Annotated in this window: 22 protein-coding genes and 1 other annotated feature; of the genes, 18 read left to right on the forward strand and 4 right to left on the reverse strand. The window is 31.7% G+C overall.

Annotation, left to right across the window (positions count from 1 at the left end):
- The coding region (locus BMX60_RS06170; RefSeq protein ID WP_207648402.1) for a helix-turn-helix domain-containing protein at window positions 1-98 on the reverse strand (98 nt) is incomplete at its 3' end.
- Between the two features lie 193 nt (window positions 99-291).
- Here BMX60_RS06170 and BMX60_RS06175 point away from each other — a divergent pair.
- The 6 genes from BMX60_RS06175 (at window position 292) to BMX60_RS06200 (ending at window position 8469) form a co-directional block, all read left to right on the forward strand.
- Window positions 292-2394 carry an AAA family ATPase gene (locus tag BMX60_RS06175; RefSeq protein WP_091350406.1) on the forward strand — a complete coding sequence of 701 codons (2103 nt, stop codon included), beginning with the start codon at window positions 292-294 and terminating at the stop codon, window positions 2392-2394.
- Entirely contained in the window at window positions 2391-3422 is a 1032-nt protein-coding gene (mcrC, locus tag BMX60_RS06180) for a 5-methylcytosine-specific restriction endonuclease system specificity protein McrC (RefSeq protein WP_091350408.1), read from the forward strand. The genes BMX60_RS06175 and mcrC overlap by 4 nt, the downstream gene beginning before the upstream one ends.
- A gap of 78 nt (window positions 3423-3500) precedes the next feature.
- Window positions 3501-3726, forward strand: a binding site (T-box leader).
- Between the two features lie 177 nt (window positions 3727-3903).
- Window positions 3904-5283, forward strand: coding sequence for a Na+/H+ antiporter NhaC (nhaC, locus tag BMX60_RS06185; RefSeq protein WP_091350411.1), 1380 nt, complete (start codon window positions 3904-3906; stop codon window positions 5281-5283).
- A gap of 16 nt (window positions 5284-5299) precedes the next feature.
- Complete coding sequence (locus tag BMX60_RS06190) at window positions 5300-6700, forward strand: YfcC family protein (protein WP_091350413.1); 1401 nt, start codon at window positions 5300-5302, stop codon at window positions 6698-6700.
- A gap of 141 nt (window positions 6701-6841) precedes the next feature.
- Window positions 6842-7534 (forward strand): sigma factor, encoded by a 693-nt coding sequence (locus tag BMX60_RS06195; protein WP_091350416.1) that lies wholly within the window; start codon window positions 6842-6844, stop codon window positions 7532-7534.
- The gene (locus BMX60_RS06200; RefSeq protein ID WP_091350419.1) at window positions 7531-8469 is read left to right on the forward strand and encodes an anti-sigma-I factor RsgI family protein; all 939 of its coding nucleotides are present in this window, start codon (window positions 7531-7533) and stop codon (window positions 8467-8469) included. The genes BMX60_RS06195 and BMX60_RS06200 overlap by 4 nt, the downstream gene beginning before the upstream one ends.
- 29 nt (window positions 8470-8498) lie before the next feature.
- Here BMX60_RS06200 and BMX60_RS06205 read toward each other — a convergent pair whose 3' ends face one another.
- Both BMX60_RS06205 and BMX60_RS06210 read right to left on the reverse strand, forming a co-directional pair.
- Window positions 8499-10073, reverse strand: coding sequence for an ABC1 kinase family protein (locus BMX60_RS06205; protein WP_091350422.1), 1575 nt, complete (start codon window positions 10071-10073; stop codon window positions 8499-8501).
- Between the two features lie 14 nt (window positions 10074-10087).
- A complete protein-coding gene (locus BMX60_RS06210) occupies window positions 10088-10393 on the reverse strand; it encodes a phasin family protein (protein WP_091350425.1) in 306 nt (101 codons plus the stop codon).
- A gap of 159 nt (window positions 10394-10552) precedes the next feature.
- On the opposite strand from BMX60_RS06210, the gene BMX60_RS06215 reads away from it, so the two are divergent.
- From BMX60_RS06215 to glgD (BMX60_RS06255), 9 genes are all read left to right on the forward strand, one after another.
- Window positions 10553-11215, forward strand: a complete 663-nt coding sequence (locus BMX60_RS06215; RefSeq protein ID WP_091350426.1) for a class I SAM-dependent methyltransferase — start codon at window positions 10553-10555, stop codon at window positions 11213-11215.
- Window positions 11208-11681, forward strand: a complete 474-nt coding sequence (locus BMX60_RS06220) for an S-ribosylhomocysteine lyase (RefSeq protein ID WP_091350427.1) — start codon at window positions 11208-11210, stop codon at window positions 11679-11681. The genes BMX60_RS06215 and BMX60_RS06220 overlap by 8 nt, the downstream gene beginning before the upstream one ends.
- Window positions 11671-12747 (forward strand): aminotransferase class I/II-fold pyridoxal phosphate-dependent enzyme, encoded by a 1077-nt coding sequence (locus tag BMX60_RS06225; RefSeq protein WP_091350429.1) that lies wholly within the window; start codon window positions 11671-11673, stop codon window positions 12745-12747. The genes BMX60_RS06220 and BMX60_RS06225 overlap by 11 nt, the downstream gene beginning before the upstream one ends.
- Before the next feature lie 8 nt (window positions 12748-12755).
- A complete protein-coding gene (locus BMX60_RS06230; RefSeq protein WP_091350431.1) occupies window positions 12756-13673 on the forward strand; it encodes a PLP-dependent cysteine synthase family protein in 918 nt (305 codons plus the stop codon).
- Between the two features lie 180 nt (window positions 13674-13853).
- Entirely contained in the window at window positions 13854-15044 is a 1191-nt protein-coding gene (locus BMX60_RS06235) for a glucose-1-phosphate adenylyltransferase (protein WP_091350433.1), read from the forward strand.
- Between the two features lies 1 nt (window position 15045).
- Window positions 15046-16146 (forward strand): glucose-1-phosphate adenylyltransferase subunit GlgD, encoded by a 1101-nt coding sequence (gene glgD, locus BMX60_RS06240; RefSeq protein WP_091350435.1) that lies wholly within the window; start codon window positions 15046-15048, stop codon window positions 16144-16146.
- A gap of 32 nt (window positions 16147-16178) precedes the next feature.
- Window positions 16179-17609: a glycogen synthase GlgA gene (glgA, locus tag BMX60_RS06245; RefSeq protein WP_091350436.1), complete on the forward strand. Its 1431-nt coding sequence runs from the start codon at window positions 16179-16181 to the stop codon at window positions 17607-17609.
- Between the two features lie 137 nt (window positions 17610-17746).
- Window positions 17747-18940, forward strand: coding sequence for a glucose-1-phosphate adenylyltransferase (locus BMX60_RS06250; RefSeq protein WP_091350438.1), 1194 nt, complete (start codon window positions 17747-17749; stop codon window positions 18938-18940).
- 1 nt (window position 18941) lies between these two features.
- Window positions 18942-20054, forward strand: a complete 1113-nt coding sequence (gene glgD, locus BMX60_RS06255; RefSeq protein ID WP_091350440.1) for a glucose-1-phosphate adenylyltransferase subunit GlgD — start codon at window positions 18942-18944, stop codon at window positions 20052-20054.
- A gap of 13 nt (window positions 20055-20067) precedes the next feature.
- Here the strand turns inward: glgD (BMX60_RS06255) and BMX60_RS06260 are convergent, their stop codons facing one another.
- Window positions 20068-21153: an HD-GYP domain-containing protein gene (locus tag BMX60_RS06260; RefSeq protein ID WP_091350441.1), complete on the reverse strand. Its 1086-nt coding sequence runs from the start codon at window positions 21151-21153 to the stop codon at window positions 20068-20070.
- A 143-nt stretch (window positions 21154-21296) separates the two neighbouring features.
- Here BMX60_RS06260 and BMX60_RS06265 point away from each other — a divergent pair, with 143 nt between their 5' ends.
- The 3 genes from BMX60_RS06265 (at window position 21297) to BMX60_RS06275 (ending at window position 23784) form a co-directional block, all read left to right on the forward strand.
- Window positions 21297-22457: a metallophosphoesterase gene (locus tag BMX60_RS06265; protein ID WP_091350443.1), complete on the forward strand. Its 1161-nt coding sequence runs from the start codon at window positions 21297-21299 to the stop codon at window positions 22455-22457.
- A gap of 13 nt (window positions 22458-22470) precedes the next feature.
- Entirely contained in the window at window positions 22471-22962 is a 492-nt protein-coding gene (locus tag BMX60_RS06270; protein WP_091350445.1) for a flavodoxin family protein, read from the forward strand.
- 180 nt (window positions 22963-23142) lie between these two features.
- Window positions 23143-23784: a helix-turn-helix transcriptional regulator gene (locus tag BMX60_RS06275; protein WP_242945719.1), complete on the forward strand. Its 642-nt coding sequence runs from the start codon at window positions 23143-23145 to the stop codon at window positions 23782-23784.
- Window positions 23785-23809 lie beyond the last annotated feature (25 nt).

The raw sequence follows: 23809 nt of genomic DNA on the forward strand, positions 1-23809 counted from the left end.
ATGTATTCATATACAGTTGGTCTACTAATACCTAAGTTTCTAGCTATTTGAGAAATAGTAAATCCTTTTTCCTTTAATTGTTGTATTTCTATATACATTTTCCACCCCTGTTCTTTTTTCACGCTTATCTCCCCTTTGAGTATAATATCATAATGATATTATACTCAAAGGAACTAAGGTTTTCATTAAAACTTGTAGTTAGATTATTTAATTTTAATGCCAAAAACAGTTTCAACTAAATGATTTGCATTTTCCAGTTTTTAATCACCTCTTTTCCAAATTTTAGGTTAAATGTGTAAAATCTTATTTATCAATAACTGTCAACTTTATTTTATCATTTACATTAGTTTACCTACATTAGAGAAGGATAATGAAATTATTGATATTGATCCATTTACAGTGTTTGGACTATTTAATAAAAGTTCAATGAAAGAAATTAATCGAAAAAGTATTATAAAATATATCGCTGATGAGTTTAATATAAATGCAAAAATACCTACTTCTTTTAATAGCATACCAGTTCTTAATAATCAAAATGCTACGTTCTATAATTTTATTGGATATAGAAATGATAGTGATATTGACGATTTATGGGAATTATTTTCATCTGCCCTTGATTATTCTAAAAATCCAACTCAGGCAAATCGTGATAAAGTTTCCAAATTCTTCGATAGAGTTATAAACCAAAAAGGAAATGGTAATAGTAAGATAACTATGGGCCTTTATTGGATATCTCCTGATACATTTTTAAATCTTGATAGCCGTAATACATGGTATATATATGAAGCTGGAAAAATTCCTGATAATATAGTATCTATTTTGCCGAAAGTAGAAGAAAAAATTTCTGCAAACAAATATTTTGATATTATGAAAAAGATAAGTGAATATCTTAAAAGCAGTGCAAGTAATCTTAAAAATTTTAAAGAGTTATCCTTTGAAGCATGGCGTTATTCAGAAGAAATAAATCATAAAGAAAAATCGAAAAAGGTTCAAAGTCAACGAGATGATAAAGGCTCTGGACTCGCAGATGAAGATGTAGATACTATTCATTATTGGATCTATACACCTGGTGAAGGGGCAAGGAAGTGGGATGAGTTTTATGAAAAAGGTATTATGGGAATTGGTTGGGAGAAAATTGGTGATTTAAATCAATATTCAACTAAAGAAGAAATGAAGAAAGCCATGAAAGAAAAAATTAACCCTAACGGATCTTTTATGAATGATGCTCTTGCTACTTGGCAATTTGTCTATGAGATGAAAAAAGGTGATATTATATTTGTTAAAAAAGGTAGAACTCAAATTATAGGTCGTGGTGTTGTTGTTTCAGATTATTACTTTGATACAACTTTAGATAGTGAATTCCCCAATTTAAGGAATGTTAAATGGACTCATAAAGGTGAATGGGAACATCCTGGTCAAGCTATTACAAAGACTTTAACGGATATTACACCTTTTACTAACTATGTTGAAAAACTTGAAGCATTGTTTAGTGAAGATAATGACGGAGAAATTTTTAAGGAACAAGAAATAGAATATCCAATATATGATAGGAATAAATTTTTGGAAGAAGTGTATATGGATGAGGAGGATTATGATACATTATTAGAACTTGTTAGAAATAAAAAAAATGTTATCTTACAAGGTCCTCCAGGAGTAGGGAAAACATATGCTGCAAAACGTTTAGCTTATTCTATGATGGGTGTTAAGGATCAGACTCGAATAATGATGGTTCAGTTTCATCAGAGTTATAGTTATGAAGATTTCATTGAAGGTTTCAGACCTTCAATTACTGATGGTGGTTTTGAAATTAAAAAAGGTTCATTCTACAATTTTTGTAAAAAAGCAGCAGATGACATTGAAAATGAGTATTTCTTTATTATTGATGAGATCAATCGAGGTAATATAAGTAAAATATTTGGAGAATTATTTATGTTAATAGAAAATGATAAACGTGGCAATTCGCTACAATTACTTTATTCTAACGAAAAGTTTTTTGTACCAAAAAATATTTATATAATAGGGATGATGAATACAGCAGATAGAAGTTTAGCATTTATAGATTATGCTTTACGTAGACGTTTTGCTTTTTTTGAAATAAAACCAGGATTTAAATCTAAGGGATTTTCAATTTATACAAAGCAATTAAATAATAAGAAGCTGAATAGTCTTATTGAATGTGTTGAAAGACTAAACAATGTTATTGCTGATGATGAAACACTTGGAGAAGGTTTTTTAATTGGCCACAGTTATTTTTGCAATATTGACGAGGTTAATGATAAAGTTCTTTCAAATATCGTAGAATATGAATTAATTCCTCTTATTAAAGAATATTGGTTTGATGAACCATCTAAGGTAAAAGAATGGGCAGATTATTTGAGGAGCGCTATTAAATGATACCAATACAAAATATATACTATATGTTAGCCTATGCTTTTAAAGTGTTAAACCAACAAGGATATAAGGATTTAGCTACAGAACAGTTTAATAATTCAGCAGAGTTATGTTCAGCTATTCTTTCAAAGAGTATCTCTATTCAATTAAAACGGGGGCTTTATCGTGATTATATAATGGAAACAGATTGTTTATCTACAATTCGAGGCAAGATAGATGTTTCTGAAACTATTAAAAGTGGATCTTTGTATAAAAATCAAATGTTTTGTAGATATGATAATTTCTCAACAAACTCTTATATGAATAGAATTATTAAAACTACTATAGAGCTATTGCTACATTCAGATATATCAAAGACTCGTAAAAAGGAGTTAAGTAAGCTTCTTGTATTTTTTGCAGATGTTGAATCTTTGGATGTGAATAGGATTAACTGGAATTTACAATATAATCGTAACAATCAAACATATAGAATGTTAATTTCAATATGTTTTTTAGTTATAAAGGGGTTGCTTTTGAGCAATTCAAATGGAAAAACAAAAATGTTGGACATTTTTGATGAACAGCGTATGTATAGATTATATGAGAAGTTTATATTTGAATATTTTCGTAAAGAATTTCCAGACATCACTGTAAATTCATCACAAATTCATTGGCAACTTGATGATGGTATAAATACAATGCTTCCTGTTATGCAGACCGATATAATGCTTTCAAAAGATGATAAGATACTTATAATCGATGCTAAGTATTATAATCGTATTACTCTGTCCCGATATGGTATTAATACTTTACATTCAGGGAATCTATATCAGATTTTCACATATGTTAAAAATAAGGAATATCAGATGAAAGATAGACCCCATGAAGTTTCAGGAATGCTTTTGTATGCAAAAACAGATGAGGATATATTGCCAGATATTACATACAAAATGAGTGGAAATAAAATTAGTGTATGCACATTGGATTTGAATTGTGACTTCAATAAGATAGCATCACAACTTAATGCAATTATTGAAGAGTATTTTGGGTAGGATAATTATAAAGAAATTACTAAAAAAAGTTATTGACACCGTAAGGAAAAATCCTTATAATAAACATTAAATTTAATATTTGATCCAGTGATAGGGAGAGTAAATAAGTGGAGGTTTCAGCGAGCTAGAGTTTGGTGTGAGTCTAGTAACTAAAACTTATTGAAGCGCACCCTAGAGGATTTTTCCTGAAGGTTCATTTTTGAATTGGGTAGGGAAAAACGGTCACCACCGTTATTGGTTAGAGTGGATAGATTAAATAATCTATCAACAAGAGTGGCAACGCGGGGAATTTCTCGTCTCTTTATTGAAGGGACGGGTTTTTTTATTTCCTTTTATTTTCTCGTCTCTTATTTTAGGGGACGAGTTTTTTTAATTTTCTGCTAGTTTTAACAACTTTAGAGGAGGTGGTCTTTATTCGATGTAATTTAAACTCAAATTTATATATATACAAATCTAATTTAAAAAAGGAGCTGAATACTACATGAAAAAACAAACGACAATTTTCCATGCCCTTATTCCCATCCTCTTTTTATTGGTTATTTTACCAATTTCAATTCTCTATTTTGGTGCTGATCCTCAAATTCCCCTAATTTTATCTACCATAGTAGCTGCTTTAGTTGCTAAATTTTTGCTAAATTACAGCTGGGGAGAAATTGAAGAAGGTATATTAGATACAATTCGTTTAGCTATGCAGGCAATTTTGATTTTAATGGTCATTGGAACCATCGTAGGAACTTGGATTTTAAGTGGGACTGTTCCAGCGATGATTTATTATGGATTACAAATCCTGTCCCCAGGTATTTTCTTATTGGCAGCTGCGTTAATTTGCGCAATTGTTTCCATATCTACCGGTAGTTCTTGGACTACAGCTGCTACCGTTGGAATAGCCTTGATGGGAATTGGTAAAGGTTTAGGTATCCCTGTAGGGATGGTAGCTGGAGCAATTGTATCTGGAGCATATTTTGGAGATAAATTATCTCCCCTTTCAGAAACAACTAACCTCTCTCCTGCCATGGCAGGTAGTAATCTTTTTGACCATATTCGGAGTATGTGTTATACAACTTTACCTACCTTTGGTATAGCGTTAATCCTTTATGGTTTATTAGGAATGAAGTATAGTGGTACAAATATCGATACTAGTCAAATTCAAGCTATAACCGAGGCTATTAAAGGAAATTTTAATATTTCTCCTATATTACTGATACCACCGGTATTCATTATCTTGATAGTAACATTGAAAATCCCTGCCCTTCCTGGGTTAATAGCCGGTTCTGTATTAGGAGGAATATTTGCCGCTATTTTTCAAGGTGCTTCCTTTGCAGATATCATAGATGCTGCCCATTACGGATTAGAACTGGAGACAGGTGTAGAGTTAGTAGATAATCTATTAAGCCGTGGTGGTTTAGATGGTATGATGTGGACTGTTTCGTTAATTTTCACTTCTTTAACCTTTGGTGGAGTTTTAGAAAAAGTAGGCATGCTCAAAGCCTTTGGTTTAGGAATTTTAAAGCTGGCTAAATCAACAGGTTCCTTGGTTCTAGCTACTACCCTAACTTCTATTGCTGTAAATATTCTCACTGCCGACCAATATTTAGCCTTAGTAGTTCCAGGAAGGATGTATAAACAAGCTTATCAAGATAAAGGTTTACCTCCAGAGTTATTATCACGGACTTTAGAAGCAGGGGGAACTGTTACCTCAGCCCTTTTCCCATGGAACACTTGTGGAGCTTATATGATGGCAACTTTAGGAGTATCACCGTGGGTATATATTCCCTTCGCATTCTTAAACACTCTAGTTCCAGTTGTAAATATTATCTTTGCTTATTTTGGTATTGGTTTTAAAAAGAGCAGTTTAAATTAGTAGGAGGTCAAGTTTAATGAAAAAAGTTTTTCAAATACCCCATACTTATGTAATTATTGTAGCAGTAGTCTTATTAGCTTTTTTAGGAACTTATTTAATACCAGCAGGGGTTTATGAAAGGGTAGAAGATCCTAAAAGTAACAGAATTGTAGTAGATCCAGACTCTTTTAGATATGTAGAACAATCACCAGTTAAGATTTTCTCCTTTGAAAAGCCCCATTTATTTTCTGCCCTTTATAGGGGGATGGAAGGGGCAAGTAGTATTATTTTCTTTATTTTCATTGTAGGTGGAGCTTTTGCAATGATTCAAGGTACCGGGGCCATAGATGCAGGAATAGGAAGACTGGCTCTAAAAGTAAAGGATAAAGGAATTTTAATCATCCCTATAATGGCATTTATCTTTGCTTTAGGTGGTTCTACCATAGGTATGTCTGAAGAAATTATAGTTTTTGTTCCTATAGGTATTTCTTTAGCGAAGGCATTAGGTTACGATGCAGTGGTTGGGACTGGGATGATAGCATTAGGGGCAGCGGCAGGTTTTTCTGCAGGGTTTGCCAATCCCTTTACCGTCGGAGTAGCTCAGGCAATAGCTGAGGTGCCTTTATACTCAGGCTTTACCTTTAGATTATTGATGTTTATAGTATTGGTATCTATCACTTGTTGGTATATAATTTCCTATGCTTTAAAAATCAAAAAAGATCCAAGTTCAAGCATATTAGCTAACTTAGAAGAAAAAGATGATTATTCATTAAATTTACAAGAATTACCTGAATTTACTATTAAACATTTATTGGTTTACTCCGTATTGATTATAGGGTTTATACTGATTATTATAGGGGTTAAATCCTATGATTGGTATATTGAAGAATTGGCTTCAGTTTTCTTGATGATGGGTATTTTTAGTAGTATTTTGGGAGGAATATCTCCTAGCAAATCAGCAGCTAATTTTGTAGAAGGGGCAAAGGGTATCGCCTTTGGTGCTTTAGTCGTAGGAGTTGCCAGAGCTATTTTAGTAGTTATGGAACAAGGGCAAATAATTGATACTATCATCAACAATTTAGCTATGGGAATATCTTCATTACCCAGCGTATTTGCAGCTTTGTTAATGTATTTAGTACAGATAGTTTTAAATTTCTTTATTCCATCTGGAAGTGGTCAAGCAGCAACGACAATGCCTATAATGGCTCCTTTAGCAGACTTAGTAGGTGTTAGTAGACAAACTGCTGTTATAGCCTATCAGTTAGGAGATGGAATAACAAATTCCATTATTCCTACTTCTGCGGTGTTGATGAGTTATTTAGCTATTGCTAAAATTCCCTATGAAAAATGGTTTAAATGGGTAACTCCTTGGATTTTAATGAATATCGGAGCAGGGGCAGTGTTCTTAATAATAGCTACGTTAATTAATTTGGCTTAATAAAAAGGGCTATCGGAAAACTAGTTATTTTATAGTTTTTCGATAGCCCTTTTATATTTCAACCAAAAGAATTTTTGTTTTTTTTTCAATAACCCTAAAATTTATAGAAATTTTATCGTATATTATTAATGGGTGAAGCTTATGGATGAAATCAGTAATAAGATAATAGAAATTGCCAATTGTCCTGTTAAACTAGAAAAATTTATAGTTAATTATGAAAACTTTATTTTGAAAAGTGCTTCTAAGGTAGTAAAAAAATACATAACCCAAAATGATGATGAATGGTCTATAGCTTTAAACGGTTTTTATGAAGCTATAAAAAAATATGATCAAAATAAAGGGAGTTTTTTTAGTTTCGCAGAACTTGTAATCCAAAGGAAACTAATTGATTATTATCGGAGAGAAAAGAAAAATAATCTAGAGGTAAAATATGATCAGATAGATAATTCTTTTTATTTAGGTATAGGTGAAAATAAGGAAGTTGAAAGGGATATTTGCTGGGAAATAGAAGCTATTTCAGAGGTAATAAAAAGTTATGGATTTAGTTTTTATGATTTAGTTAAAATTTCTCCCAAAACTAAAAAAACTAAAGGGTATTGTGAAGAAATTATAAAGTATTTGCTATCAAATCCTATTTTGATAGAACATATTCATAAATCAAAACAATTACCGATAAAAGTAATTGAAAAAAATGTAAAGATACCCTTAAAAATTATAGAGAGATATCGTAAATATATAATAGCAGTAGTAGAAATATTTTCCGGAGAATATCAATATTTACGGGAATATTTTCCTAATATCAAAAAATTTTTAAAGGAGGGAGATAAGTTTTGAAAAATGTAGTTGTAGAAATTAAGGGAAAAGATGCCATATTATTACAAGAAGATGGAACCTTTATTAAAATAAGAAATAAAAATTTTAAAGTAGGTGAGATGGTGGATGTGAAAAGTAAAATGTTTAGCAAAAAGACTTTTCTTTCATTAGCTGCATCAATTATATTTATATTACTAATAGGAACCAGTGTTTTTGCTTATAATTATCCATATTATTATGTGAGTATAGATGTAAATCCTGGTATAGTTTTAACATCAAATGTTTTTAATCGGGTGATAGGGGTAGAAGCTGTAAATGCTGAAGGGGCAAAAATTATTGAAAAACTTAAAGTCCGAAATAGAACTATGGAAAAAGCAATGGAAGAAACGATAAATAAATTAACCCAGGAATATTTACAAGAAGATAATGCCGAATTGTTAATTTCTTATATTGGAAGAGATAATGATTTTATTGAAAAAAGGGTAAACAAAATTAACGATTTAATAGAAACTGTGGAAAATAATAGTAAAGGAAATGTAGTGATACAGGTGATTGGTTATGAAATGGTACAAAGGGCTAAAGAGGCGGGGATAACACCGGGGAAATATAATATAATTACTAATTTACTTAATGAAGAAGTTACAGAAGAAAATAAGAATGCATCAATTAAAACTTTAATGAGTCGATTTAAAGAGGAAGTCAGGAATAGGCAAGAAAGTAGAAAAGAAAATATAATGAGAGAAGAAAACAAAAATAGAGAAGAAAACAAAAATAGGGAAGAAAATACTGAAAGGAAAGAAAAGATAAAGGAGAATAACAGAGAAAATCCAAATAGAATTGAAAATCAAATCAGACAAGAAAACCGGGAAAACCCAAATCCATCAGAAAACCAAAATAGATCAGAAAACCAAAACAGAATGAATAATACCCCTACTCCTATAAGGAATAGAAGATAAAAGCCTTATGTCTTTTTGACATAAGGCTTTTATAATCTTCCGGAACGTAAAATAGAAACAAGGAGCCAAATACCCATAAAAGCTGCACCAACAAACCCAAGTAGCCCTAAAATAGAGATATCATAAATTTTAGGTCCAGCTTCAGAAGCTATAATGAAAGAAGAACTGATTATAATAGAAGAAACAATTAAAGCAAAGCTTATGCGATCTGCAGCCTTTGTAACTTTATTGATATTTTTATCTAAATTTATATGTTCCATTTGAACCACTGTATTACCTGCTAACAATTTATTGACAAGGATTAGAACCTTTTCAGGTAATTTAATGGTGGAATTAGTAGCTCTAATTAGGTTTTCTAAAAATTTTATTGCTTCCTCTTGTAAATTTTTCCCTTCTAACATCTGTCTTTTTACATAAGGTGTGGCAATATCCATTAAATTAAGATCAGGTGTAAGTAAAGCAACATTCCCTTCCATCAAAATAAAACTTTTAGCCATCAAAATTATATCTTTAGGAATAGTTATTTTATGATTTTTACAAAGGTTAAAAATTTGATCTATCAATTCCGGAATATCTAATTCTTCTATAGATAAAGTGGCATATTGATTATACATTTCTTCTAAATCACTGTGTAATTTTTTCCGTTCAACCTTATTTCGTTTAATCCCTATTTGGAGGATAACCCTAGCCATTTTTTTAATATCACCAAAGACAATGGAAGTAAGGAGTTCATTGAGGCGAAACTTAAGGTTAGGGGATAAACTGCCCATCAAACCGAAATCTAAATAAGCTATTTTTTCTCCACTTATTAAAATATTTCCTGGGTGTGGGTCACCGTGAAAAAATCCATCTTGAAAAACCTGTTTTAGAAAATTATTTGCTAACTTAATAGATACTTCTTTTAAATCATAGCCCTTTTCAAGTAACGTAAACTTATCTGATATTTTAATACCCTCAATATATTCCATTATCAATAGATTGTTTGTATTGTACCTAGGATAAGTTTTTGGGACTCTTAAAAAAGGGACATCTTTATTCAGTTGATAAAATTTATCGATATTTTTACCTTCTTCAATAAAATCTAGTTCCCTTTTAACTCCTTGATAAAGTTCTGCAATAATTTCTCCAGGGTTAAATATGCTTTGGGGAAAGAAGCTAATTATTTTCGTAAGTTTATTTAAAATTGCTAGATCTGTTAACATAATCTCCTCAATATGTGGTCGTTTTACTTTGACCACAACGAGTTTGTCATTTTTTAAAACAGCTTTATGAACTTGGGCTATTGAAGCTGATGCTAAAGGCTTCTCTTCAAAATCCTTAAATATTTGGTGAATAGGAGAATTTAATTCTTTTTCAACTATCTGTTTAATTACTGGGAATTCTTCTGGTTTTACATCATCTTGGAGTTTTCTTAGTTCTACTATGTAATTTTCCGGTAAAATATCTGGCCTTGTAGAAAGGATTTGACCAATTTTTACGAAAGTTGGTCCTAATTCTTCTAAAGTATCCTTCATTTTTTGAGGATTAGTAGAACCTTCTTTAAAACCATTTTTAATTAAGACGGAGGCAATCTCCCTAAACCTTTTACCTTTATTTATTTCCATTGTTTTTTCTAAATTTACTTAACCAGTTTCTCTAATGCTTCAATTCTTTCTTTAAGTTCTTCAATATCCTTTTTGGTAGCGATATTCCCTTGGGTTAAAATTTCATTTAAAGTAGTGGCATTAAAGGTAATTTCTGATTGGACTCCGTCTTTTTTAGTCAATTTTGTTTTTAATTCCCCTGTTAATGCTTTCCCTTGTTCAACAGTTAATTCACCTCTTTTAACCATATCTTCAACGGTTTCCATTGCTTTTTCATAGGCAAAGGCTGCTGTCCCAATTCCTGCTAAAATTATGTTTTTAATAGTTTTCTCCATTTCCATAAAATATACCTCCTAATTTTTAATAAAATATCCTTACAAATTAATATATCCTAGTAAAAGGAAAAAAATGAGTAAATAAAATTTATATTGACAAAGGAAGGGGATAGAATATATACTATTTCTATAGATTTTATATAGAATAATTAGGGGGATTCAATTATGGCTAATTTTAATGAAATTTTTGATGTTTGGGCAGATAACTATGATGAAACCGTTTATAATACCCAACATGAATATAGAGAAGTTTTTGAAAACTATGAAGGAATTTTAGAAGAAATTGTTCAATATATAAATGATAAAAGGAATGGTATTACATTAGAAATAGGTTTAGGCACTGGTAATCTGAGCAAAAAACTAGCGGAAAACGGCCATTATGTAGTAGGTATAGAGCCATCTAAAAAGATGAGGGAACAGGCAAATAACAAATTAACTAATGTAGTAATATTAGATGGAGATTTTCTCAATATTCCCTTATATAATAAAGTTGATAGTATTGTGGCTTCATATGCCTTTCATCACTTGACTTTAGAAGAAAAAAGAAAGGCTTTAAAATTAATGGACTCCTTATTAAAGGAAAGTGGTAAAATAGTTATAGCAGATACTATGTTTATTTCCCAAAGATATAAAGAAAAATTGATTAAAGAAGTCGAAGAACTAAAGGCTTTTAATCTTTTAAATGATTTAAAAAGGGAATATTATGAATTAGTAGAAGATATGGTAGAGCTTTTTAAAGAATTAAATTATACTATTACATTAAAGCAAATGAATAAATATGTATGGATAATATTTGCTCAAAAAAAGGAGGAATTTTATAATGGATAAAATTTGTGTAGAGAGTTTTACTTTAGACCACACTAAAGTCCAAGCACCGTATGTAAGAAAATGTGGAGTAATCAATACACCTAAAGGAGATGTGATTACAAAATTTGATTTAAGGTTTACTCAGCCTAATACAGATACCATGCCCACCGGTGTAGTCCATGGTTTAGAACACCTATTGGCAGGATTTTTGAGGGAGGAAATCAGTGATATAGTAGATGTTTCGCCAATGGGCTGTAGAACAGGATTTTATTTAATAAAAGTCGGAGAAGGAGAAGAGGAAGAAATTGCCCAAGGATTGATTAGAAGTTTAGAAAAGGTGTTAAAGGCAGATAAGATACCTGCAGATAACCCTATACAGTGTGGCAATTATCGGGACTTATCTTTGTTTGGAGCAAAGGAGTATGCTAAAGAAGTGAAAGAAAAACTAGAAGAAAAATATTTAAAGGAGAGGAAAAATGAAGTTTAATACTTTAGTTATTCACGGAGGAATTGATGGGGATAAACATACGGGAGCAGTTACTGTTCCCATCTACCAAACTTCAACATTTAAACAAAAAGCACCAGGGGAGCATACTGGCTTTGAGTATTCTAGAACAGCTAATCCCACCCGCTTAGCTTTAGAAAAACTAGTAGCAGATTTAGAGAATGGATATCAAGGTTTTGCCTTTAGTTCTGGGATGGCTGCCATATCTTCTGTCATAATGTTGTTTAAAAGTGGTGATCATTTAATTTTTAGCGATGATTTGTATGGTGGTACTAGGAGAGTTGTTGATAAGGTATTTAATAATTTAGGAATTACTTATAGTTTCGTTGATACTAGTTCCTTAGATAAAATTGAAAAGGCTATTACTTCTCAAACCAAAGCTATCTATATTGAAACACCTACAAATCCTTTAATGAAAGTAACTGATATTAAAGCTGTATCTACCCTTGCTCAAAAGTACAACCTTATTACAATCGTTGATAATACCTTTATGACCCCATATTTACAAAAACCGTTAGATTTAGGTGCAGATATTGTACTTCATAGTGCCACTAAGTATCTAGGAGGGCATAGTGATCTAGTAGCAGGGGTTGTTGTAGTTAATTCTCAATCTTTAGGTGAAAGGCTACATTTTGTGCAAAATTCTGTAGGGGCGATATTAGGTCCCCAAGACAGTTGGCTATTGATTAAAGGAATAAAGACACTAGCCCTTAGAATGGAAAGGCATTGTGAAAATGCAGTAAAAGTTGTAGAACATTTAAAAAGGCAAAGTTGGGTAACTAAAATCTATTACCCAGGTATTGGAGGTATGTTATCCTTTGAAGTAATAAATAGTGAAGTAAGGAATAAACTGTTAAGTAATTTAAAAACCTTTACACTGGCGGAAAGTTTAGGTGGAGTGGAAAGTTTAATTTCAGTCCCTGCTTTAATGACACACCTTTCTGTTCCCAAGGAAATACTGGATAGTTTGGGAATAACTGAAAACTTAATTAGGGTCTCTGTAGGTATTGAAGATATTGAAGATATTATTTTAGATTTACAGTTGTAGGTGATATTGTGCAAGTTTATGAAAATGTCCAGCAAATGGTAGGAAACACCCCTATGCTAAAGATAAACTCCTTTGATTTTCCTGAGAAGGTAAAGATATTCGCTAAATTAGAATACTACAATCCCGGTGGTTCAGTTAAAGATCGAATAGGTTTTTATATTATTAAAAAAGCTGAGGAAATGGGATTAATTAAAAAAGGAACAACAATTATCGAAGCAACTGCAGGAAATACAGGGATTGGTGTGGCATTGGCTGCTATAAATAAGGGATATAGGGTGATTTTTGTTGTACCGGAAAAATTTTCTAAAGAAAAACAGCTAATTATGAAGGCTTTAGGGGCTGAAATTATTAATACTCCAGAAGCGGAAGGATTAAAAGGGGCATTTAGGAAAGTTGAAGAGTTAAAAAATAGTATTAAAGACGTGTATATTATTGATCAATTTAATAATCAGTTAAATCCTGAAGCCCATTATCAAACTACTGCTAAAGAAATATATCAACAAATGGCAGGAGATTTTCAGTACTTAGTGGCAGGGGCCGGTTCTGGAGGTACTATTACTGGTATTATGGAATATTTAAAGGACATAAAAGCCCAGGTAAAGGGCATATTAGTTGACCCGATTGGTTCTACAATTGGTGGAGGGCAGTGTTCTAGTTATAAAATCGAAGGTATAGGCAATGATTTTATTCCTTCAACTTTAAAGTTAGATTATATTGATGAAATAATTAAAGTTTCAGATGAAGAGGCATTTTACTATGTTGAGGAATTAGCTAAAAGGGAAGGTATTCTGGTAGGCTCTTCATCGGGAGCAGCTATGGCTGGTGCTATAAAATTGGCAAAAAAAATAGCTGAAGGAAAAATTGTAGTGATTTTCCCAGATAGGGCGGATCGCTATCTCAGTAAAGGGATTTATTCTAGTTTGTAAAAAAAAAAGACTTATTATCTTTTTACAGGATAATGAGTCTTTTTTTGTTTTTAGAGTGATAATAATTTTTATTTAATTTATTTAATTAAAATTTTACAAAAAAGTATTACAGAATTTAAACATGTATGATATAATTATTAAAACTTTAGTCTTTTAAATAGTAAAAGGAGGGGAGAGGTAATGATGAAAAAAGAATGTATTGCTTTAATTTTAGCTGGGGGTCAAGGAACAAGGTTAGGGATTTTAACTACCAAGTTGGCTAAACCTGCGGTACCCTTCGGAGGGAAATATAGGATTATAGATTTTACTTTAAGTAATTGTTCTAACTCTGGTATCGATACTGTAGGAGTATTAACCCAGTATGAACCACTGATTTTAAATTCCTATATTGGTATAGGTGCCCCATGGGGATTAGATAAAAATAACGGTGGAGTAACTGTTTTATCTCCATATGTTGCAAAGGATGGGGGGCATTGGTTTGAGGGTACAGCCGATGCAGTTTTTCAAAATATAGAGTATATTGATTTATATAATCCTGATTATGTTTTAATTTTATCTGGGGACCACATATATAAAATGGATTATTCATATTTGATAGATTATCATAAAGAAAAAGGAGCAGACTTGTCTATAGCTGCCATGACAGTTGAGTGGGAAGAAGCTAAAAGGTTTGGAATAATTATTAGTGACCAATATGGAAAAATTACCGGTTTTCAAGAAAAACCAGCAGTTCCTAAGAATAACTTAGCATCTATGGGGGTATATATTTTTAGTTGGAAAATGTTAAAAAAATATTTAATTGAGGATCATTTAAATCCTTCTTCATCCCATGATTTTGGGAAAGATATTATTCCTAAGATGTTGGAAGATGGTAGAAGTCTTTGGGCATATCCCTTTTATGGATATTGGAAAGATGTTGGAACAATCGAGAGTTTTTGGGAAGCCAATATGGATTTATTAGAGGAAAATGGGAAGCTGAATCTCTATGATGGTAATTGGAGAATTTATTCAGTAAATCCAGTTAAACCACCCCACTATATAGGCAAAACTGGAACAGTAGTCAACTCTATGATAACAGAAGGGTGTTATATTGAAGGGACGGTAATTAAGAGTATTATCTTTCCAGGTACGGTAATTAAAAAAGGGGCAGTTGTTAAAGAATCGATAGTTATGCCCGGTGTAGTATTAGAAGAAAACACTATAGTTGAGAAAGCCATAATAGGGGAAAATGCCAATATTGGTAGTTGTTGTCAAATAGGGGATAGTAAAGGTAAAATCACAGTAGTTGGAGAGGGAGTAAAAATTAATAAAGAGAGTATTATAGCCAGTGGTTGTATCTGCGAAAAAGAAGAAGTAAAGGGAGGTGTTTAAGGTGAAGGATGTTATAGGTCTAATTAATGATACAATGAATGCCGATGAGCTAAAGGACTTAACTAAACATCGCTCCTTTGGTTCTATACCCTTTGGTGGAAGGTATCGTTTAATAGATTTTACCTTATCTAATATGGCTAATTCAGGAATAAATAATATTGGGATTTTTACCCAAATTAAAAGTCGTTCTCTATTAGATCATCTAGGAACAGGGAAGAACTGGAATTTAAATCACTTATATATTCTTCCCCCTATTATAAATACCGGAGAAAGTTTAGAGAAATTTGGCGATGTAGATTATTTTAGTAAACACAAAGACTATATCGAGAAAAGTAAAGAAAAGTATATATTACTTGCTAATTCTAATTGTATATATAACTTGGATTTAAATTTAGTTAAGAAGTTCTTTTTTGATAGTTTAGCAGATATAGTGATGGTATATAAAAGGGGAGATGGGACAAAAGGTGAAAAAATAATTAATTTAGATGTAGACTTATCGTCTAAGAGGATAGTTGACATAGCTGTCCAGTCAAATAATTCAACTGGTGACTTATATTGCCATGTCATATTTATGAGAAAAGAAATGTTTTTAGGGTTAGTTGATTATTGTGTCAGCAGAGGTTTAAAAGACTTTATCAAAGATGGTATTATACCAAGGCTGAGGACTTTTAGGGTTATGGCCTATGAATATAAAGGTTTTTATGGTCAAGTAAATAATTTGTTAAACTACTACCGGTTAAATAAAGCTTTATTAGAACGGGAAGTTTGGGATGAATTGTTTATCAAAAATAATCCTATCCTTACTAAAGTTCAACACGAACCACCGGCAAAATATTTAGAAGGTAGTAGTGTTGATAATTCATTAGTAGCTAATGGTTGTATTATAGAAGGAAAAGTTATCAATAGTATCTTATTTAGAGGAGTAAAGGTAAAAAAAGGCAGTGTCATAAAAGATAGCATTGTAATGCAAAAAGGGGTAATTGGTGAAAAGGCAGTGATAGAAAATACAATCTTAGACAAAGAAGTCCAAATTAATAATGATGTTAAAATTATCTCACCATTAAATTACCCTATCGTTATAGAACGAAAAACTAAAATCTAAAGAAAGTAATTTTAAATTATGGGGGGTTATCTATGAAAGTTTTATTTGTAGCTAGTGAATGTACACCTTTTATCAAAACGGGGGGATTAGCAGATGTTATAGGCTCTTTACCTAAATATTTACAAGGATTAGGAAATGTCGATGTAAGGGTAATTATGCCTAAATACAGTGATATCAATTTTAGTTTAACTGGTTATCCCCAGTGGCAAAAAAGTATTGAAATTAGTATGGAATGGAGAAAACAATTTTGTGGAATAGAAACCTTAGAATATAACAACATAACCTTTTACTTTATAGATAATCAATACTATTTTAATCGCCCAGGTCTTTATGGCTATTATGATGATGGCGAAAGGTTTGCCTATTTTTCAAAAGCTGTTGTGGATCTTTTACCCCATCTCCAATTTAAACCTGATATAATCCATTGCCATGATTGGCATAGTGCTATGGTTCCTGTTTTAATTGATAAAAGAAGGAATGACGATTTCTATAAAGATATAAAAACTATATATACAATCCACAACCTTAAATTTCAAGGGATTTTTCCTAAAGAAGTTCTATATTTAATGGAATTAGATGATAGTTATTTTACTTTTGATAAACTGGAATATTACAATAACATCAATTTCATGAAGGGGGGAATTATTTACTCACATTGTGTTACAACGGTAAGTCCCACATATGTAGAGGAAATTAAAAATCCTTTTTATGGAGAAGGTTTAGAAGAAGTACTAAAATACCATCAGTATAAATTAAAGGGGATATTAAACGGTTTAGATTATGAAGAATATAATCCTTCAACAGATAGTAACTTGTATGTAAAGTATTCACTAAAATCCCTTCAAGGAAAAACTAGAAATAAAAAGATGTTACAAAAAGAATTGGGGCTTGTGGAAGATAAAAATATTCCCTTGATTGCCGTTATCAGCCGTTTAACAGAACAGAAAGGTTTTTATTTAATTAAAGAAGTATTAGATGAAATACTACAAATGCATATTCAAATGGTTGTCTTAGGGGTTGGGGATAAAGAATTTGAAGAGATGTTCAAAGGGGCAGAAAATAGATATCCCAATAAACTTAGGGTATTGTTAAAGTTTGATGAAGGTTTAGCTAGAAAAATTTATGGGGCTTCAGACCTGTTTTTAATGCCATCTTTATTTGAACCTTGCGGGTTAAGCCAGTTAATTGCTTTACGATACGGCAGTCTTCCATTAGTTAGGGAAACAGGGGGATTAAAAGATACTGTAATTCCCTATAACCAATTTACTGGGGAAGGTAATGGTTTTTCCTTTACCAACTACAATGCCCATGACATGTTATATACTTTAAAATGGGCTGTAGATATATATTATAATGATAAAGTTCAATGGCGTTCATTAGTAAAAAGGGCCATGGAAAGTGATTATAGTTGGGAAAAATCAGCACAGGAGTACTTGAAGTTATATGGAGAGATTAAAGGCTAAGTAAAATGAAAATATTTATAAATGTAAGTAATGTTACAAGATTTATTGTAAGAAAGACAATAAATCTTGTTTTTTTGTAATATTTACCCCTTCAGGAGCATAAATATTATTCTATCTAAACAGTAGGAGGGGAGAAAATGAAGAAAAAAGAATGTATAGCTTTAGTTTTAGCAGGAGGTCAAGGAACCAGGTTGGGTATTCTAACGACAAAATTGGCAAAACCTGCAGTACCCTTTGGTGGGAAATATAGAATTATCGATTTTACTTTAAGTAACTGCTCTAATTCCGGTATAGATACAGTAGGTGTGTTAACCCAATATGAACCATTAATTTTAAACTCCTACATTGGAATTGGCAGCCATTGGGGATTAGACAGTAATGAAGGGGGTGTTACTGTCCTATCACCTTATGTACGGAAAGATGGTGGACAGTGGTATCAAGGGACTGCTGATGCGGTATTTCAAAACTTGGAATTTATTGATTTGTATCAACCGGAATATGTTTTAATTTTATCCGGTGACCATATTTACAAAATGGATTATTCCTATATGTTGGATTACCATAAAGAAAAAGGTGCCCATTTAACCATAGCTGCCATGACAGTTAGCTGGGATGAAGCAAAACGTTTCGGAATTATCGTGACAAATGAAAGGGGAGAAATAGTAGGTTTTCAAGAAAAACCAGAAAAGCCTAAAAACAATTTGGCCTCTATGGGTGTTTATATTTTTACTTGGAAAGTCTTGAGAAGATACTTAATTGAGGATGCTATTAATCCATCATCTTCCCATGACTTTGGTAAAGATATTATTCCTAAGATGTTAAATAATAGAGAAAACCTATGGGCTTATCCTTTTTTAGGTTATTGGAAAGATGTAGGAACCATTGAAAGTTTTTGGGAAGCAAATATGGACTTATTAGATGAAAATTCTAGATTGAACTTGTATGACAGTAATTGGAAAATCTATTCGGTAAATCCAGTAAAACCTCCCCACTATATAGGAACAGATGGAATATTGGATAATTCTTTAATTACAGAAGGTTGTTATGTAAATGGGAAAATAACTAAGAGTATTATTTTTCCTGGGGTGGTAATAAAAAAAGGGGCCCAGATTACCCAATCAATTATTATGCCAGGGGCTGTTATTGAGAGGAATGCTGTCATCGAAAAAGCTATCATTGGACAGGATACTTATATTTGTGAAAACTGCCAAATTGGAGATGTCAATGGGAAAATTACCGTTGTAGCTGAAGAAGTGATAGTTCCAGCAAACACCTTAATAGCCAGTGGCAGTGTTGTAGAAAAAGATGGAATAAAAGGGGAGGGAGAATAAAATGAGAGATGTTATAGGTTTGATAAATGATACTACAGGTAGTGAAGATTTAAAGGAACTCCTTAAACATCGTTCTGTGGCAGCTATCCCTTTTGGGGGAAGGTATCGTTTAATTGATTTTCCTCTATCTAATATGGTAAATTCAGGGATAAAAAATGTGGGAATTTTTACCCACTTAAAAAGCCGTTCTTTACTAGAACATTTAGGCACAGGGAAAGATTGGAATTTAGGGACAAAGAAAGATGGCTTATTTATTTTACCCCCTGCCTTTGAACAGGGAGAAATCTTTGAAAAATTCGGTGATGTAGATTATTTTAATAAACATAGGGATTATATAGAAATAAGTGATCAAAAGTATGTTATAGTTTCCAACTCTAATTGTATATATAACTTAGATTTTAATTTAGTGAAAAAATTTTATTTCGATAGTTATGCAGATATAGTATTAGTGTACAAAAAGGGGAATGATTTTCAAGGTAAAAATGGAACAATACTAGAAATAGATAATTCTTCTCAAAGGGTAATAGATATAGCTGTCAATCCTTATAAAGGTGGAGAAAATATCTATTGTAATATCTTTTTTATGAGGAAAGAACTATTCTTAGCCCTTATAGACTATTGTATCAGCAGAGGTTTAAGGTACTTAATAAAAGATGGTATAATCCCGAGTTTATCAACTTTAAGGGTTATGGCCTATAAATATGACGGCTTTTATGGAGAAGTCGATTGTCCATTAAGTTATTATAAATTAAACAAGGCTCTACTTCAGAAGGAAACATGGCAAAATTTATTTATCACAGGAAATTCAATACTTACCCGGGTACAAAATGAACCACCGGCTAAGTATTTGAAAGGTTGTAGTGTATATAACTCGCTAATTGCTAATGGATGTATTATTGAAGGAAAGGTAATCAACAGCATTCTATTTCGTGGTGTTAAAGTTAAGAAGGGGAGTGTAATAAAGGATAGTATTATTATGCAAAAAGGGATAATAGGGGAAAACTCAATTATAGAAAATTCCATTATTGACAAAGATGTAGTTATTAGTCCAGATACCAAAATAATTGCTCCTTTAAATTATCCGATAATTATCGAACGGAGAACTGAAATTTAATAAAGCAGGGTTTTTACCCTGCTTTATTAAAGCTAAAGTCATAGATTATGGAGTTTACTGTTATGTTATTGGCCTCTAACAAGTTAAAGGTGTAGGGGTTAATTTTTTTTCCATTTTCACTATGGATTTCCACAATTGGCCTTGTGTAGAAGTTGTGATTTGTATTTTGTACAATACCTTCTCTACCATCGGAAAGCTTAACAAAACTTCCAATGGGATAAGGATTAACAGTCTTACTAAAGGCTTGTACAACTTGGAAATCAAAAAATGTACCTCCACCACCGAAAATGTACTCCCTAGCTTCAAATATTGGTATTTCTTCCCGGTATGGGCGATTAGCTGTCAATGCTTCAAAGACATCACATACAGCAACTATTCTACCAAAAGGGTGAATTTCTTCTCCCTTTTTTCCTTGAGGATAACCAGTACCATCCCATTTTTCATGGTGATCTAAGCTCACTATTCGAATTATAGCTGAAAGCTCTGTATATTCCCTTAAAAATTGAAAGCCTTTTTGGGGATGGGTTTTCATAAGCTCAAATTCTTGATTTGTCAGGCGATGGGGTTTAAGTAGAATTTCTTTGGGAATGAATAACTTTCCTACGTCATGAAAAAGGGCACCAATGGCCAAATCGTGGAGTTGTTTTTTAGTATATCCTAAAGTTCTGCCTATAGATATAGCTAAAAACATAACATTAAGGCTGTGTTTATAGGTATAATCATCATATTTTGATACATTAATTAAATTAAGGAATATTTCTTTAGAATTTAAAATTTCATCAACGATTTCATTTATTATTTGACTTAATTCATGGAGGGGTTTTTGTAAGTTCCCTTTTCGATCTATGAGCATATTAGTAATTCTTTTACTGAGGATCATTGTCTTTTGAATAAATTCCGGTTTAACTATTTCCTCAATTTCCGCTTTTGTATATTCACTGGCTATATAAATGGAGTTATAGCCTAGCTTTTTAATTTTTCGGATCATAGAGTTAGTTAAACTGGTATTTTTAGCAACCAATAATTGACCGCTATCACTGTATAAAGGTTTTCCTAATATGTAGCCTTCTTTTACGTGGTTAATTGGTATTAGTCGCATAAGTTCCCCCAAGATGTTAGATTAAGTTTAAAAAAGTACATTTTTATTATAACTGTTAAAAAAGATAAATTAAAGAGGATTTTGTCCTTTTTTGTGGTAATTTAGTAGTATATGGAATTTAATAAGGAAAGGAAATAGATATTATGAGACCATATTTTTATTTAGCATTAACGGTGTTTTTGTCTATTTATTATTCTCTAGTCTATTACATAGGTACACGGTTTTATAGAATTTTAAATCATTGGGTCCCTAAGGTTAATCCCCTTATCTATTGGATAACATTATTTTCAGTAGGATCTATATATATTATTACGAGAATATTTAATAATTACATACCATTTAAAATGGCAAAAGTCCTTGTTAGAATAGGCGCTTATTGGCTAGGTTTGATGTTTTATTTAGTAATAATTTTTTTCTTTATTGATTTTATCATTTTCCTTTTGAAAATTGGGGGAATAGTAGATAAGTCTGTTGTTGATACTTACTGGTATTTGAAACTTACAGGTTTATCCACCCTTATCCTTATAGGGGTAGTCCTGATTTACGGTACAATAATGGCTAGGTATCCCCGGATTGTGGAATATGATATAACACTACCAAAAGGGGAAGGGCATTTAACAGAACTAACAGCTGTACTAATCTCAGATATCCATCTAGGTAAAATCATCGATAATCAAAGATTGAATAAAATGGTTAAATATATAAAGGAAATAGATCCAGATATCATATTTATAGCTGGGGATATAGTAGATGAAGATGTAGGTCCTTTTACAAAAGAAAAAATGTATGATACCTTCGGTGATTTAAAACCACCTTATGGAATCTTTGCCTGTTTAGGTAATCATGATTACATCGGCGGACAGGTAGATAAAGTAAAAGTTTATCTACAAAAGTCGGGTATTGAGGTTTTAGTTGATCAATACGTCAAAGTAGAGAGTAGCTTTTATATCGCCGGGAGGATGGATCCTACCGGTGCAAGAATAACCGGTACCCCTAGAAAAGGGTTGAACCAATGGCTAGTAGGTTTAGATAAAGATCTTCCCATTATATTATTGGACCATCAACCTAATGCTTTAGAAGAAGCTGCAGAGTTTGGTGTTCATCTCCTTTTAGCAGGACACACCCACAGAGGTCAAATGTTCCCAAACCGTTATATAACTAGGTTGATTTACGAAAATGATTATGGATACTCCCAAAAAGGAAAAATGCAGGTTATTGTTTCCTCCGGTTATGGAACCTGGGGTCCCCCAATTAGAATTGGAACAAGGGGAGAAATAGTAAAAATAAATATAAAATTTAACTGAGGAGGTAAAGGAAATGTTAAAAACATTAGTAATCTTCTACTCTTTTGAAGGAAATACTAAATTCATAGCCCAGACAATTGCTGAAAAACTAGGGGCAGACATTTTAGAACTAAAACCAGAAGAAGAAATTAAGACAAAGGGATTTATGAAATACGTCTGGGGAGGAAGTCAAGTGGTGATGGGGAAAATGCCTAAACTCAAACCTTTTGATAAGGATCCCCAGGATTATGATCTGTTAATTATCGGAACACCGGTTTGGGCATGGACCTATACGCCGCCCCTCAATACTTTTTTTAATACTACAAAGATTGTTGGAAAAAAAATAGCCCTTTTTTCTTGCCATGGAGGACAAAATGCTAAAACCTTTGAAAAAATGGAAAAAGCTTTACAAGGTAATGAGATTATTGCAAGGCAGGATTTCTTTGAGCCTTTAAGGGATAAAGAAGGGAATAGGAAAAAGGTATTGAGTTGGATAGATGCAATCATTAACCAAAACTTACCATAAAAATTTATTTATTAAAAAATTTTAACACTACTTGATTTTTTGTAAAATATATGTTAAATTATTTACATAAACAAATTTCGACATTTTTTTACACTTAATTTCAACAAATTGTGTAATTGTTAAAAAAAGATAACAAGAACAAAAAGATAATAAGAATCAGAAGGGTTGGGGGTGAGGTTATTGTCAGAGATTTCTCCTATTTTAAAAGCAGTATTGCCGATAGTTAAAGGCTTAGGGCAAACTTTAACAAAACATCATGAAATAGTTTTACATGATATATCAAAAGCAGAAAATTCAATAATTGCCATTGAAAATGGACATGTTACTGGTAGGGAAGTAGGTTCCCCTGCAACTGACTACCTTATGGAATTAGTTAATTCTAAAAATAATACGGAAGATATGCATGTTAACTATGTCACGAAAACTAAAGATGGTAGAACGTTAAAATCTTCTACCATGTTAATTAGAGATGAAAATGGGAAAATTATTGGGGCTTTATGTATCAATTTTGATATGACTTATGCTGATATTGCTAAAAAGTTTCTAGAAGAAATTACTTTGATAGAAAAGGAAGAATCCAAAGAAAAATTTCCTGAAAGTACTACAGAGTTTTTACAGACCATGATACAAAACGCTCTATCTTTAGTAGATAAACCAGTTTCTTTACTTACTAAAGAAGACAAGCTTCAAATAGTAGAGTATTTAAATAATAATAAAATCTTTACTATTAAAGGTAGTGTAGATTTATTAGCAAAAGAGCTTAATGTGTCAAGATATACTATTTATAATTATCTTGATGAAATTTCAATTAACCAGAATTAACTTTTTTTAAAATATATAAAAAACT

It is taken from the genome of Anaerobranca gottschalkii DSM 13577 (assembly GCF_900111575.1).
In the GTDB taxonomy this organism is placed as follows: Bacteria; Bacillota; Proteinivoracia; order Proteinivoracales; family Proteinivoracaceae; genus Anaerobranca; species Anaerobranca gottschalkii.

What these genes read in the sequence shown, in the direction of transcription:
- BMX60_RS06175 (WP_091350406.1), top strand. Translation starts at nt 292, where the DNA reads ATGTGTAAAATCTTATTTATCAATAACTGTCAACTTTATTTTATCATT.
- mcrC (WP_091350408.1), top strand. Translation starts at nt 2,391, where the DNA reads ATGATACCAATACAAAATATATACTATATGTTAGCCTATGCTTTTAAA.
- nhaC (WP_091350411.1), top strand. Translation starts at nt 3,904, where the DNA reads ATGAAAAAACAAACGACAATTTTCCATGCCCTTATTCCCATCCTCTTT.
- BMX60_RS06190 (WP_091350413.1), top strand. Translation starts at nt 5,300, where the DNA reads ATGAAAAAAGTTTTTCAAATACCCCATACTTATGTAATTATTGTAGCA.
- BMX60_RS06195 (WP_091350416.1), top strand. Translation starts at nt 6,842, where the DNA reads ATGGATGAAATCAGTAATAAGATAATAGAAATTGCCAATTGTCCTGTT.
- BMX60_RS06205 (WP_091350422.1), bottom strand. Translation starts at nt 10,073, where the DNA reads ATGGAAATAAATAAAGGTAAAAGGTTTAGGGAGATTGCCTCCGTCTTA.
- BMX60_RS06210 (WP_091350425.1), bottom strand. Translation starts at nt 10,393, where the DNA reads ATGGAAATGGAGAAAACTATTAAAAACATAATTTTAGCAGGAATTGGG.
- BMX60_RS06215 (WP_091350426.1), top strand. Translation starts at nt 10,553, where the DNA reads ATGGCTAATTTTAATGAAATTTTTGATGTTTGGGCAGATAACTATGAT.
- BMX60_RS06220 (WP_091350427.1), top strand. Translation starts at nt 11,208, where the DNA reads ATGGATAAAATTTGTGTAGAGAGTTTTACTTTAGACCACACTAAAGTC.
- BMX60_RS06225 (WP_091350429.1), top strand. Translation starts at nt 11,671, where the DNA reads ATGAAGTTTAATACTTTAGTTATTCACGGAGGAATTGATGGGGATAAA.
- BMX60_RS06235 (WP_091350433.1), top strand. Translation starts at nt 13,854, where the DNA reads ATGATGAAAAAAGAATGTATTGCTTTAATTTTAGCTGGGGGTCAAGGA.
- glgA (WP_091350436.1), top strand. Translation starts at nt 16,179, where the DNA reads ATGAAAGTTTTATTTGTAGCTAGTGAATGTACACCTTTTATCAAAACG.
- BMX60_RS06250 (WP_091350438.1), top strand. Translation starts at nt 17,747, where the DNA reads ATGAAGAAAAAAGAATGTATAGCTTTAGTTTTAGCAGGAGGTCAAGGA.
- glgD (WP_091350440.1), top strand. Translation starts at nt 18,942, where the DNA reads ATGAGAGATGTTATAGGTTTGATAAATGATACTACAGGTAGTGAAGAT.
- BMX60_RS06260 (WP_091350441.1), bottom strand. Translation starts at nt 21,153, where the DNA reads ATGCGACTAATACCAATTAACCACGTAAAAGAAGGCTACATATTAGGA.
- BMX60_RS06265 (WP_091350443.1), top strand. Translation starts at nt 21,297, where the DNA reads ATGAGACCATATTTTTATTTAGCATTAACGGTGTTTTTGTCTATTTAT.
- BMX60_RS06270 (WP_091350445.1), top strand. Translation starts at nt 22,471, where the DNA reads ATGTTAAAAACATTAGTAATCTTCTACTCTTTTGAAGGAAATACTAAA.